This window comes from Aeromonas sp. 160P, from assembly GCF_055193095.1.
Genome location: NZ_JBUXKV010000001.1, coordinates 1,988,503 through 2,000,587, shown reverse-complemented (window position 1 = coordinate 2,000,587; position 12,085 = coordinate 1,988,503). Strand labels below are relative to the sequence as shown.

General features: G+C 55.0%; 12 protein-coding genes. 6 read left to right on the top strand and 6 right to left on the bottom strand.

Annotated elements, in window-relative coordinates:
• Positions 1-77: 77 nt before the first annotated feature.
• Entirely contained in the window at positions 78-1,058 is a 981-nt protein-coding gene (locus ACY8FN_RS09450) for a TRAP transporter substrate-binding protein (protein ID WP_139691332.1), read from the bottom strand.
• A 300-nt stretch (positions 1,059-1,358) separates the two neighbouring features.
• Between ACY8FN_RS09450 and ACY8FN_RS09445 the strand changes: the two genes are divergently transcribed.
• Genes ACY8FN_RS09445 through ACY8FN_RS09420 form a run of 6 tightly spaced genes read left to right on the top strand, consistent with a single transcriptional unit; the run spans position 1,359 to position 7,751 of the window.
• Positions 1,359-1,865 (top strand): TRAP transporter small permease, encoded by a 507-nt coding sequence (locus ACY8FN_RS09445; RefSeq protein WP_139691331.1) that lies wholly within the window; start codon positions 1,359-1,361, stop codon positions 1,863-1,865.
• A gap of 20 nt (positions 1,866-1,885) precedes the next feature.
• A complete protein-coding gene (locus tag ACY8FN_RS09440; protein WP_463099841.1) occupies positions 1,886-3,187 on the top strand; it encodes a TRAP transporter large permease in 1,302 nt (433 codons plus the stop codon).
• Between the two features lie 20 nt (positions 3,188-3,207).
• Positions 3,208-4,668 carry a fructuronate reductase gene (locus ACY8FN_RS09435; RefSeq protein ID WP_463099840.1) on the top strand — a complete coding sequence of 487 codons (1,461 nt, stop codon included), beginning with the start codon at positions 3,208-3,210 and terminating at the stop codon, positions 4,666-4,668.
• A gap of 43 nt (positions 4,669-4,711) precedes the next feature.
• On the top strand, positions 4,712-6,136 hold the full coding sequence (uxaC, locus tag ACY8FN_RS09430; RefSeq protein WP_463099839.1) for a glucuronate isomerase: 1,425 nt from the start codon (positions 4,712-4,714) through the stop codon (positions 6,134-6,136).
• Positions 6,133-7,110, top strand: a complete 978-nt coding sequence (locus ACY8FN_RS09425) for a sugar kinase (protein ID WP_463099838.1) — start codon at positions 6,133-6,135, stop codon at positions 7,108-7,110. The genes uxaC and ACY8FN_RS09425 overlap by 4 nt, the downstream gene beginning before the upstream one ends.
• A 14-nt stretch (positions 7,111-7,124) precedes the next feature.
• Complete coding sequence (locus ACY8FN_RS09420; RefSeq protein WP_463099837.1) at positions 7,125-7,751, top strand: bifunctional 4-hydroxy-2-oxoglutarate aldolase/2-dehydro-3-deoxy-phosphogluconate aldolase; 627 nt, start codon at positions 7,125-7,127, stop codon at positions 7,749-7,751.
• Positions 7,752-7,863: 112 nt separating this feature from the next.
• On the opposite strand, the gene rluB is transcribed toward ACY8FN_RS09420, so the two are convergent.
• The 5 genes from rluB to rnm all read right to left on the bottom strand — a co-directional run bounded on the left by rluB (position 7,864) and on the right by rnm (position 11,891).
• Positions 7,864-8,787 carry a 23S rRNA pseudouridine(2605) synthase RluB gene (gene rluB, locus ACY8FN_RS09415; RefSeq protein ID WP_042020669.1) on the bottom strand — a complete coding sequence of 308 codons (924 nt, stop codon included), beginning with the start codon at positions 8,785-8,787 and terminating at the stop codon, positions 7,864-7,866.
• A complete protein-coding gene (gene scpB, locus ACY8FN_RS09410) occupies positions 8,780-9,376 on the bottom strand; it encodes an SMC-Scp complex subunit ScpB (protein ID WP_042020667.1) in 597 nt (198 codons plus the stop codon). Before scpB ends, rluB begins: the two co-directional genes overlap by 8 nt.
• On the bottom strand, positions 9,360-10,271 hold the full coding sequence (locus tag ACY8FN_RS09405; RefSeq protein WP_420898169.1) for a segregation and condensation protein A: 912 nt from the start codon (positions 10,269-10,271) through the stop codon (positions 9,360-9,362). Before ACY8FN_RS09405 ends, scpB begins: the two co-directional genes overlap by 17 nt.
• A complete protein-coding gene (locus ACY8FN_RS09400) occupies positions 10,264-10,884 on the bottom strand; it encodes an L-threonylcarbamoyladenylate synthase (RefSeq protein ID WP_042020663.1) in 621 nt (206 codons plus the stop codon). Before ACY8FN_RS09400 ends, ACY8FN_RS09405 begins: the two co-directional genes overlap by 8 nt.
• A 125-nt stretch (positions 10,885-11,009) precedes the next feature.
• Positions 11,010-11,891, bottom strand: a complete 882-nt coding sequence (gene rnm, locus ACY8FN_RS09395; RefSeq protein WP_139691325.1) for an RNase RNM — start codon at positions 11,889-11,891, stop codon at positions 11,010-11,012.
• Positions 11,892-12,085 lie beyond the last annotated feature (194 nt).

The window sequence follows — 12,085 nt, the reverse complement described above, 5'->3', positions numbered from 1 at the left end:
ATAGCGAACGCCCCAAATTGGTCAACCAATCATTATGTGTATGAATGAATCAAGATGAACACATCTTCATCCACTAATCATTTGACACCTTTGATTCGCTCTACCATTGCATCTAGCTGAGGATTGTTCTGCTTGATATCAACATACATTGGCTGAACAGCATCAACAAAGGGGGTTTTATCAACATTGCTGAAAGTAACCCCAGCCTTCTCTGCGCTAGCACGCTCTTGTGCTTCTGACTGAGCCCACAGCTTTTTCATCAACTCAGAAGAATTGGTGGCCGCCGTGTATAACACCTGCTGCTGATCCGGGGTCAATTTATCCAGCGTTTTCGTCGAAACAACCAAGACATCAGGCACCATAGTATGCTCATCAAGGCTGAAAAATTTTGCAACCTCACTATGACGACTCAAGCTAAAAGACGGGATGTTGTTCTCTGCTGCATCAACAACACCTTGCTGCAATGCAGTGTACAGCTCACCATAAGCCAAGGGGGTTGGGTTTCCGCCCAAGGCTTTGACCATAGCAATAGCTGATGGACTAGGCTGAACCCTTATTTTCATACCCTTCAGGTCACTTGGTGAGCTAATCGGTTTCTTGGCATACAGACTACGAGCACCGGCATCGTAATAAGTCAGACCAACGAAACCTGACGCTTTTGTAGAATTCAGTATCTCCCGTCCAATATCCCCCTCTTCGACCTTAAATAGATGCTCTTTGTCACGAAACAGATATGGCAGGTTAAATACAGAGTAAGCAGCGCCAAAAGATTCAAGTTCCGCCGCATTACTCTTAACCATATCCAAAGCACCATTTTGCATCAACTCCATCGATTCACGCTGTGAACCCAACTGAGCATCTGGATAAATTCTAATCACCACCTCCCCGCTGGTTTTTTCACGGACTTCCTTTGCCATCTCAGACATTGCCTTATGTACGGCATGATCACGATTATGGTTGTGGCTCAATTTCAATGTTGTTACAGCCATGGCTTGAGATGACCCAAGCAAGAGCAGAGTTCCAATCACTGTACCAAGCAAAGTTTTAGAAGCATTCATAGGTGACTCTCCCATTAGCCAGAGAGCAAAACGGTGTTTGCTAGCACCCTGACTGGTTGACCAAATTAAGGATTTTAGGTTTATCGGAAGCGATAGTGCCCCCTCCACTTAGGGGAAGTCAAAGTAAAAAGCTAGATTGGTCGACCAGGATCACAGTTTAGAGACGTAAGTAGGTCGACCTGTCCTTATGTGACCGCTATCACTGATACATAAATAGTCACTATCCTATACTTACACCAGCCCAATGGAATCTTTGGTCAACCAATCATGAAGATTCCCACCGAAAAGGACTGATAAGTAATGAAAAAATTTATCTTTCATCTAAACCAGACACTCGCAACATTTACAATTTGCTTGTCTGTCTTTTTAGTTGTTTGTGTCGTGTGGCAAGTATTGTCACGCTACATCTTCGCAGCCCCGAGTACCATAACGGATGAGCTATCTCGCTATTTGTTCATGTGGGTCGCAATGATCGGGGCAGCCTATACCACAGGACAAAAAAGACATCTAGCAATTGACTTGCTCGTCATGAAGCTAAGTGGTAAACGAAAGCTTTTGGTAGAGCTCTTCATTCAAATAGCGATCACAGCTTTTGCGGTCATCGTGCTTATCTATGGCGGTTCAGTTCTAACTATTCAAACCTTAGCCGCAGGCCAGTTGACACCTGCTCTCGGTATAGAAATGGGGTATGTATATTTTTGCCTCCCAATCACCGGCATCTTGATGGTGATTTACTCAATATATTTCATGCTTTTACTTGTGACAAAAAAGCAAAATAGTTTCGATATTTTTCCCGAAAATTGTTAATCCGGATTAAGGTGTAATTTATGGACTGGCAAGTCATTCTCACTTTGTTTGGAAGTTTTGGAGTATTATTATTCCTTGGACTTCCAGTGTCATTTGCAATTGGATTATCTTCGTTATTAACTATCGCAATGACATTACCACTTGATACAGCAATCACAGTCGTGGCGCAACGAATGGCTGTGGGGATGGATAATTTTGCTCTATTAGCGATCCCTTTCTTTATTCTAGCTGGCAATATCATGAATCAGGGAGGTATAGCGGAACGACTAATCAACCTAGCGAAAGTTTTAGGGGGCCGTTTACCAGGTTCACTGGCACATGTAAATATCATGGCCAATATGCTTTTTGGAGCCATATCAGGCTCAGCAGTTGCTTCTGCAGCAGCCGTTGGTGGAACTATGGCACCGATGCAGAAAAAAGAGGGTTATGACCCTGCATTTTCTGCCGCTGTTAACATCAGTTCTTGTCCAAGTGGTTTACTCATTCCACCCAGCAACACCTTGATTGTATTTTCCCTAGTGTCCGGTGGAACATCTATCGCAGCATTATTTTTGGCTGGTTACATTCCTGGTCTTTTGATGGGATTAAGCCTTATGGTTGTTGCTGGTATCATTGCCAAACGTAGAGGCTATCCCGTTTCCCCGAAACCAAGTTGTGCCCAAATATGGGATACCACAGTTAAAGCACTCCCTTCGTTACTGCTCGTTATCCTTATTATGGGGGGGATTATTGGTGGGATATTTACTGCGACAGAGGCATCCGCCATCGCAGTCATATACACGTTAGTATTGGCTGTATTAATATACCGAGAGGTATCACTCAAACAGTTACCAAAAATCGTGCTTGAATCTGCGATTACAACCTCGATTGTGCTATTGCTAGTCGGTGCTTCCATGGGAATGTCTTGGGCTATGGCGAATGCTGACATCCCCTATATGATTTCGGATGCTTTATTGGCCATATCTGATAACCCCTTAGTACTGCTGTTGATAATAAATATTATCTTGCTGATTGTGGGAATTTTTATGGATATGACTCCCGCAGTCCTCATTTTTACACCAATATTCCTACCTATTGCGCTAGATCTAGGAATTGATCCCGTCCATTTTGGCGTAATGATGACCTTTAACTTGGCGATAGGTATTTGTACCCCTCCGGTCGGTAGTGCACTTTTCGTAGGCTGCTCGGTTGCAAACATATCTATTGATAAAGTAATCAAGCCATTATTGCCTTTTTATGCGGCCATGTTCATCTCGTTGATGTTGGTCACATATATCCCACAACTTAGCTTGTGGCTCCCTCAGATCTTGCTTGGCTATTGAGCAAAAAGGATAAAATTAAAATGAATATTTCTGACTATGAGCTTAATACCAGAAAATTAAACGCTATGTATCCACGTAATGCACTAAAAAGCCGCATAGTCCATCTTGGTTTCGGCGCTTTTCATCGGGCACACCAAGCCCTGATCACTCATGAGATGCTGGCTCAAAATGGCGGAGACTGGGGGATCTGCGAGGTCAACCTGTTCGGTGGTGAGGAGCTGATCCGTTCGCTCAGAGCACAGGACCACCTCTACACCGTTCTGGAGAAGGGCGCCGAGAGCGTACAACCCAAAGTGATTGGTTCTGTGGTGGAGTCACTGCATCCCACCTTTGACGGCATGTCCGCCATCCTCGAGAAGATGGCAGAACCGCAAGTCGCCATTGTATCCATGACGATCACTGAAAAAGGCTATTGCGCAGACCCTGCCACCGGGCAGTTCAACCCGCAGCATCCGTTGATCCAGCACGACTTGCAGCACCCTGATGCCCCCACTTCCGCCATCGGCTGCATCGTTGCCGCCCTGCGCCTGCGCAAAGAGCGTGGCCTCCCTCCCTTTACTGTCATGTCTTGCGACAACGTGCAGGAAAATGGTCATGTTGCACGTCAGTCCATTCTGGGATTTGCCGAACTGCTCGATGGAGAGCTGGCATCCTGGATCCGTGAGCAGGTCACCTTCCCTTGCACCATGGTCGACCGCATCGTACCTGCAGCCACCCAGGAGACGCTGGCAGAGATTGAGCAAGCCATCGGTGTTTATGACCCCTGTGGCATCGCCTGCGAGCCGTTCCGGCAATGGGTAATTGAAGATAATTTCGTCAACGGCCGCCCCGACTGGGATCTGGCTGGTGCCGAATTTGTCAGCAATGTCGTACCCTTTGAAGAGATGAAATTGCGCATGCTGAACGGCAGCCACTCATTTCTCGCCTATCTCGGCTACCTCGGCGGCTATGCCCATATCGCAGACACCATGACGAACTCGGCCTATCGCCAGGCTGCACTTGACCTGATGCTCAATGAACAGGCGCCGACCCTGAACATGCCTGTTGGTACGGATCTCGATGGCTATGCCCAACAACTGATCGCCCGTTTCACCAACCCCTCGCTCAAACACCAGACCTGGCAAATCGCCATGGATGGCAGTCAAAAGCTGCCACAGCGTATGGTCGACTCCGTCCTCTTCCATCTGAAGAACGGCAGTGATTACCGGCATCTGGCATTGGGCATTGCCGGATGGATGCGTTATGTCAGTGGTGAGGGAAAAAACGGTGAGGTGATCGATGTCCGGGATCCCCTGCTCAACCGCTTCCAGGCGATCTATGCAGAGCACGGTCTCAGCTGCAACGTGGTCAAACCGTTGCTGGCCATTGAAGCCATCTTTGGCCCGGAACTGCCGCAACAGGGTGCTTTTGTCGATGCGGTCACTCGAGCCTATCAAGGGCTGCTTGACCACGGCGCCCGTCACTGCGTCGCTGCGATCTAATCACCATATCTGGCAACGACCGGGCCAAGGGAGAAATGAATAAATGAAGTCTTTCCTGTGTAAGGATTTTCTGTTGAACAGCGACGCGGCACGTCATCTCTATCATGACTATGCCGCCGATATGCCTATCTATGACTACCACTGCCATCTCAATCCACGGGAGATTGCCGAAGATCGCCGATTCGATGATCTTGGCCAGATCTGGTTGGAGGGCGACCATTACAAATGGCGAGCCATGCGCAGCGCCGGTATCCCAGAAGCACTGATCACCGGCAAAAACAGCAGCAGTCGTGACAAGTTCAATGCGTGGGCACAGACAGTCCCGCAAACGCTGGGTAACCCTCTCTATCACTGGACACATCTCGAACTGCGCCGCCCCTTCGGTCTGGAGGGTATCGCCCTGGCGCCAAACACCGCCGACAAGGTATGGGATCACTGCAACGAACTGCTCGCCACCCCGGCCTTCTCCGCACGCAGGTTGATGCAGCAGATGAATGTCCGCATGGTCGGTACCACCGATGATCCGGTGGATTCACTTATCTATCATCGCCAGATTGCCGAGGACCCCGGTTTTGCTATCGAGGTGCTCCCCAGCTGGCGCCCCGACAAGGTATTCAAGATCGAGCAAGCCGGTTTTGCTGACTACATTGGAGCATTGGGTGCTGCCGCCGATGTCGACATTGCTACCTTTGCCGACTTGCTGACCGCGCTGGAACGGCGCCTTGAACACTTCGCCCAACATGGCTGCCGAGCAGCGGATCACGGTATCGAAGTGGTACGTTATGCACCTGTTCCCTCCGACGCGACCCTGACTCAGCTGCTCCAGCGCCGACTGGCCGGAGAGGTGCTGGACGAATCACAGATTGCCGCCTTCTCCACAGCCGTTCAGGTATGGCTCGGCCGTCAATACGCCAAGCGAGGCTGGGTGATGCAGTTGCATCTGGGCGCACAGCGTAATAACAACAGCCGCATGTTCACCCTGCTTGGCGCAGACTGTGGCTTTGATTCTATCGGAGACAAGCCGTTTGCCTGGGAGCTGGCTCATCTGCTGGATGAGATGGATCAAACCGATGAGCTGCCCAAGACCATCCTCTATTGCCTCAACCCTCGTGATAACGAGGTGCTGGCAACCATGGCGGGCAACTTCCAGGGGGGAGGCATTGCAGGCAAGATCCAGTTCGGCTCAGGCTGGTGGTTCAACGATCAGAAAGATGGCATGCAGCGCCAGCTAGAGCAGCTCTCTCAACTCGGCCTGCTCAGCCAGTTTGTCGGCATGTTGACCGACTCCCGCAGCTTCCTCTCCTACACTCGCCACGAATATTTCCGCCGCATTTTGTGCGACATGGTGGGGCGCTGGATCGAACAGGGCGAGATCCCCAGTGACCTGCAGCTGTCGGGGAAAATGATCCAGGATATCTGCTATCACAATGCCACCCGCTACTTTCAACTGCTAGGAGCACAGGGATGAAACGGATTGCCCTGCTCGGGGAGTGCATGATTGAGCTCAATGGCAAGCCGTTTGGCGACATGCAGCAGGCATTTGGGGGGGATACCCTCAATACCGCCATCTATCTCGCGCGAGCCTCCCAACGCAGCAATATTCAGGTGAGCTATCTGACCGCCATGGGCCAGGATCCTCTCAGCCAGCAAATCATGGCCCGCTGGCAACACGCAGGGATCGACACCGCTGCCGTGCTCATCGACCAGCAGCGTCATCCAGGCCTTTATCTTATCCAGCTTGATGAGCATGGCGAGCGCACCTTTCTCTACTGGCGCAATGATTCTGCTGCCCGCTATCTGATGCAGCATCCGCACTTGCCACGGCTCAAGCAGACCGTCAGCAACGTGGATGCGCTCTATCTCAGCGGCATTTCGCTGGCGATCCTGCCAGCGGCAGATCGACAGGCTCTGCTGCAGTGGCTTGGCGAGCTGCACCGGGCGGGCGTTGAGATCATTTTTGACAGCAATTATCGTCCCGCCTTGTGGCAGAGTCCGGCTGACGCCCGGGCCTGCTACCAGCAACTGCTGGCCATCACCGCGCTGGCCCTGGTCACCGATGACGATGAACAGGCCCTGTGGGGGGACGAGGATGTGACCCAGACCCTGCAGCGACTCAAGGCGGCCGGGGTGCAGCAGGCGGTAGTCAAACAGGGGGCGGCTGGCTGCTGTTATCAGGCTCTGCAAGCCGGGGAGCCCGCCATCACTATCCCGACCCAAGCGGTCAGCAAGGTGGTGGATACCACCTCGGCCGGGGACTCCTTCAATGCCGGTTTTCTAGCAGGCCATCTGCAAGGACGAGCGATCGAAGAGTGCGCCCGCATGGGCCACCGACTGGCGGGGATCGTCATCCAGCACAAGGGGGCGATTATTCCGGAAAGTGCCACCCGCAGCGTCACCGATAGCTTCATCAGGCCACTGGCCAGCCAACCGGCATCACACTAAACGAGGTCAACCGAATGTCATCCATTACTGAACAACTGCAAGCCCTGAAAGTGATCCCGGTGATCGCCATCGAGCAGGCTGAAGATATCATTCCACTGGGGGCGGCACTGGCCAATAACGGCCTGCCGGTTGCCGAGATCACCTTCCGCTCCGCCGCCGCGGTCGAAGCGATCCGGCTGCTGCGCCAAAGCCAACCAGAGATGCTGATTGGCGCTGGCACAGTGCTCAACCGCGAGCAGGTGATCGCAGCCAAAGAGGCGGGTGCCACCTTTATCGTCTCCCCCGGCTTTAACCCCAATACGGTCAAGGCCTGTCAGGAGCTCGACATCCCGATCATCCCCGGGGTCAATAGCCCCAGCACCATTGAAGCAGCGCTGGAGATGGGACTGACAACCCTGAAGTTTTTCCCGGCTGAAGCATCGGGTGGTACTGCGATGATCAAGGCGCTGCTGGCCCCTTATACCCAGCTCAAGCTGATGCCCACCGGAGGGATCTCGACTCACAATATCAATGAATATCTGGCCATTCCGCGGGTCATCGCGTGTGGTGGATCATGGATGGTCGACAAGAAACTGATCGCAGAGAAACAGTGGGAAGAGATCGGCCGACTCACTCATGAAGCGGTGGCACAGGTCCAATAGTATTGCCACAGGGCAACGCGCTTACAAAAAAGGCCCGCACCAGATGGTGCGGGCCTTTTACTTGGCCGACTGCGCGCTCTTTGTCAGCGCGCAGTTCGCAACGAGTTGTCGCTTACTTGCTGCCGGTACCCGAGTTGCGGGTAGAGGCTTGCGGCTTGCGACGGGCGGTGGTGCTGCGGGCGCGCGGCTCCATGCCTTGCATATCCTTGTGACGCTTGACGGCGCGGCGGATCTGGGCGGCCTGCTTGTGACGGCTGGTTTTGCCATCTTGTTGCAGGTCAACCTTGGATTCGGTCTCCGGCTGCAGATGCACCAGACCACGCAGGTAGTTCACTTCCGGCAGTTTCAGCTCCTGCCAGCCACCACGGGGGATGCCACGATCCAGGGTCACGTCACCGTACCGGATCCGCATCAGGCGGCTCACCTGCACTTCCTGTGATTCCCACAGACGGCGCACTTCACGGTTGCGACCTTCGGTCAGGGTGACGTTGAACCACTGGTTCAGACCTTCGCCGCCAGCCGGTTTGATCTTGTTGAACTTGGCGGTGCCATCTTCCAGCTGCACGCCTTTGCGCAGGCGCTGCAGCATGGCTTCGGTGATCTCGCCAAACACACGTACCGCGTATTCACGCTCTACCTGGTGGCTCGGGTGCATCAGGCGGTTGGCCAGCTCACCGTCGGTAGTGAACAGCAACAGACCGGAGGTGTTGACGTCAAGGCGGCCAACCGCAATCCAGCGGGCACCTTCCATCTTGGGCAGACGATCAAACACGGTGGGACGACCTTCCGGATCGTGACGGGTACACATCTCCCCTTCCGGCTTGTGATAAGCCAGCACGCGGCAGATGACCTCTTCCGCGGCACGGGTCTTGATCTGGTGACCATCTACCCGGATCACGGCGTTCACTTCGACGCGATCCCCCAGTGTGGCGACCTTGCCATCCACACTGACCCGACCTGCGGTGATCAGGGCCTCCATCTCACGACGGGAGCCGTGACCCGCGCGGGCCAACACTTTTTGCAGTTTTTCACTCATCGGGGTTACCTGATTGTTGATCGCTGCCACCCTCCGCCATTGGCATGGGGGGCAACGGGGGTTGCAGATCCGGATCCAGCTCGGGGAGCTGTTCCAGACTCTGCAGATTAAAATAATCCAGAAACTCTCTGGTGGTGGCGAGCAGCTCGGGGCGGCCTGCCACCTCTTTGTGGCCGATGCTGCGCACCCAACCACGTTCTTTCAAGGTATTCACTATCTGGCTCGATACCGCCACCCCGCGGATCGCTTCGATCTCGGCACGGGTGATGGGCTGGCGATAGGCGATCAGCGTCAGCGTCTCCATCACGGCGCGGGAATAGCGCGGCGCCCGCTCGCTCCAGAGCCTTGACAGCTCCTCGGCATACTCCTGACGCGCCTGAAAACGCCAACCGGAGGCGACCTCTTTGAGCTCGACCCCCCGCGTACTGTAATCTTGCCTGATCTCGGCCAACAGCAGCTGAACATAGCGGCTGGTGACCGGATAATCCGCCAGCACGCTGCTTTTCAGCTCGCTGACGTTGAGCGGGCGACCGGCCACAAACAGCGCCGCCTCGATCAGGGTTTTTAAACGTTCAGTGGGCAGCGCCATGGTTGCCCTCCTCACGCTGGCTGGCCAATGCAAAATAGATTTGGCCCAACGGTTGGGCCTGCAGGACCCAGATCAGCTGTTCCTTGCACAGCTCCAGCAGGGCCAAGAACGTCACCAACACACCCATGCGCCCCTCTTCGGCACGCAGCACCTGCTCAAGGCGCAAGGTCTGGCCCAACGAGAGCATGGCGAGGATCTCCGCCATGCGCACCCGGGTCGGGATCTGTTCGCGGCGGATCTGGTGATGTTCGAAATGAGTCGCGCGTTTTACCACACTTTGCATATAAAGAGCGAGCTCAACCAGCGAAACATCGGGCGCCAATGGCTTGAGGGCGCCAAAATCGGGGGGCAAGGCGGTGGCGATAAAGATCTCCCGCTCCACCCGTGGCAGCTCATTGAGCCGCTCGCCCCCCACTTTGAACCGCTCGTACTCCTGCAGGCGACGAATAAGGGTAACCCGCGGGTCTTCCCCCTCCTCCTCATCTTCCAGCTCCGGCGCCTTGGGCAGCAGCAGGCGGGATTTGATCTCTGCCAGCCAGGCCGCCATCAGCAGATACTCTGCCGCCAGCTCAAGGTTGAGCCCCTGCATCAGCTCCACATACTCCATGTACTGGGCGGTGATCTGCAGGATCGGCAGGTTGAGGATATCAAGCTGCTGGCGCCGGATGAGGTAGAGCAGCAGATCGAGCGGCCCCTCGAAGGTATCGAGGAACACCTCCAGCGCATCGGGCGGGATGAACAGATCCTGGGGCAGCTCGTGATAGGGCTGCCCCAGTACCCGCGCGATGGGGGATGGGATGGCTTGGGGGAGAACGGACTCCCCCGCTGACTCCGCGACCGGTGCGCCCATCTGGGGCGTGACCGTCACGGAGACAGGATCGGCAGACTCACTCAAACGGGGTCGGATCTCCGGCGCCACGACGACGCAGCACCGGCTCGTCGTCAGAGAAATCCACCACTGTGGTGGGCTGCTCGCCCAGATAACCGCCGTTGACCACCAGATCGATCTGCTTGCCCAGCTTGTCGAAGATCTCTTCCGGATCAAACTCGGCCATCTCGGAGTCCGGCAGGATCAGGGTGGTGGAGAGCAGCGGCTCGCCGAGCGCCTCCAGCAGTGCCTGGGCAATCAGGTTATCCGGCACCCGAATACCAATGGTCTTCTTCTTCTCGTTCATCAGGCGACGTGGCACCTCTTTGGTCGCCTTGAAGATGAAGGTGTAGGCGCCCGGGGTGTTGTTCTTGATCAGGCGAAACGCGCCGTTGTCCACCTTGGCGTAGGTGGCGATCTCGGAGAGATCACGGCACACCAGGGTGAAGTCGTGGTTGGCATCGAGCCGACGGATACGGCAGATGCGCTCCAGCGCCCCCTTGTCACCCATCTGACAACCCAGCGCATAGCCGGAATCGGTCGGATAGACGATGACGCCACCGTTCTGGATGATCTGTACCGCCTGACTGATCAGACGGGCCTGAGGATTTTCCGGATGTACGTAAAAATGCTGACTCATAGCTTGTTCTCGCAATGGGGGCAGCAATACCTGCCCGCTCGTATGGTCACGGGTTCCAGACCCATGACACTACCTTAACCTGTTTGTGGCCACTTCACCTGCTTGCGGCCACCTCGTTGGCGTCGTTAGCGGCTCGCCAGCAGCTCGGCCTGTTGCTCGGTGGTGAGCCCAAAGTGACCGGGATAGGCCAACCAGACGGGCATCCCCTCTTTGGGCAACCAGAGGTGGCGGCCCAGCTCGGTCCAGTTGGAAGGGAAGTGAAAATCCGATCCCACCGAAATACACAGGTCGTGATCCTTGGCCCACTGACCGAGGTTGGCCCGCTCCTGCGGGCTCTGCTGGGGCAATGACACCTCCATGGCATCACCACCGGCCGCCTTGAAAGCCACCAGCAAACGCTTAATCCACTTGGCGGTGAGACCATAGCGGCTGGGGTGAGCCAGAACCGCCAGCCCGCCAGCGGCGTGAATGGCGCTGATCGCCTCGCTCATCTCTGGCCATTCGGCCGGAACATAGCCTTTATTGCCCCGGCTCAGGTACTTCTTGAATACCTTCTGCATGTTGTCGGCCACCCCGCGCGCCACCAGCACCCGGGCAAAGTGAGCCCGGGTCACGGCGGCCTCACCGGCCAGCGCCTTGGCCTCTTCATAGGTGCCGGGGATCAGGCACTTCTCCAGACGACGCCCAATTTCCAGTGCCCGCGCCTCGCGACGGGCCCGTTGGCCAGCTAAAAATGCCACCAGCAGCGGATTTTTTTCATCCACCCCCAGCGCCACGATATGAATTTCGTGGTGCTCCCAGCCGGTGGAGATCTCGACCCCGCTCACCAGTCGCAGCGGCAGTTGCTCACTCTCGATAGTGCGGCGCACTTCATCAAGGCCATCAAGGGTGTCGTGGTCAGTGACTGCTAACACCTCGACCTGTTTTTCAGCGGCGCGGCGCACCAGGTCGGCTGGGCTCAGCACCCCGTCGGAGGCAGTAGTATGGCAGTGCAGATCGAATCTCATCAGGTAATTCCGCTCTCGTGGTCAGGTCACCATTCATGGCAAATCGGTGAAAGAAGGCTAAAAAGCGACTTGACTTGGCCGCGGCTTTATCGTTTTCTGTAGGCACTTCATTGCAAACATCTTTTTACAGGATTTTATCATGCAAACGACAATCACCCTGAAAGCAAGCTGGTGGTGGCACACTCCCTGACATG

What these genes read in the sequence shown, in the direction of transcription:
- ACY8FN_RS09440 (WP_463099841.1), top strand. Translation starts at nt 1,886, where the DNA reads ATGGACTGGCAAGTCATTCTCACTTTGTTTGGAAGTTTTGGAGTATTA.
- ACY8FN_RS09420 (WP_463099837.1), top strand. Translation starts at nt 7,125, where the DNA reads ATGTCATCCATTACTGAACAACTGCAAGCCCTGAAAGTGATCCCGGTG.
- uxaC (WP_463099839.1), top strand. Translation starts at nt 4,712, where the DNA reads ATGAAGTCTTTCCTGTGTAAGGATTTTCTGTTGAACAGCGACGCGGCA.
- ACY8FN_RS09400 (WP_042020663.1), bottom strand. Translation starts at nt 10,884, where the DNA reads ATGAGTCAGCATTTTTACGTACATCCGGAAAATCCTCAGGCCCGTCTG.
- rluB (WP_042020669.1), bottom strand. Translation starts at nt 8,787, where the DNA reads ATGAGTGAAAAACTGCAAAAAGTGTTGGCCCGCGCGGGTCACGGCTCC.
- rnm (WP_139691325.1), bottom strand. Translation starts at nt 11,891, where the DNA reads ATGAGATTCGATCTGCACTGCCATACTACTGCCTCCGACGGGGTGCTG.
- ACY8FN_RS09425 (WP_463099838.1), top strand. Translation starts at nt 6,133, where the DNA reads ATGAAACGGATTGCCCTGCTCGGGGAGTGCATGATTGAGCTCAATGGC.
- ACY8FN_RS09450 (WP_139691332.1), bottom strand. Translation starts at nt 1,058, where the DNA reads ATGAATGCTTCTAAAACTTTGCTTGGTACAGTGATTGGAACTCTGCTC.
- scpB (WP_042020667.1), bottom strand. Translation starts at nt 9,376, where the DNA reads ATGGCGCTGCCCACTGAACGTTTAAAAACCCTGATCGAGGCGGCGCTG.
- ACY8FN_RS09445 (WP_139691331.1), top strand. Translation starts at nt 1,359, where the DNA reads ATGAAAAAATTTATCTTTCATCTAAACCAGACACTCGCAACATTTACA.
- ACY8FN_RS09435 (WP_463099840.1), top strand. Translation starts at nt 3,208, where the DNA reads ATGAATATTTCTGACTATGAGCTTAATACCAGAAAATTAAACGCTATG.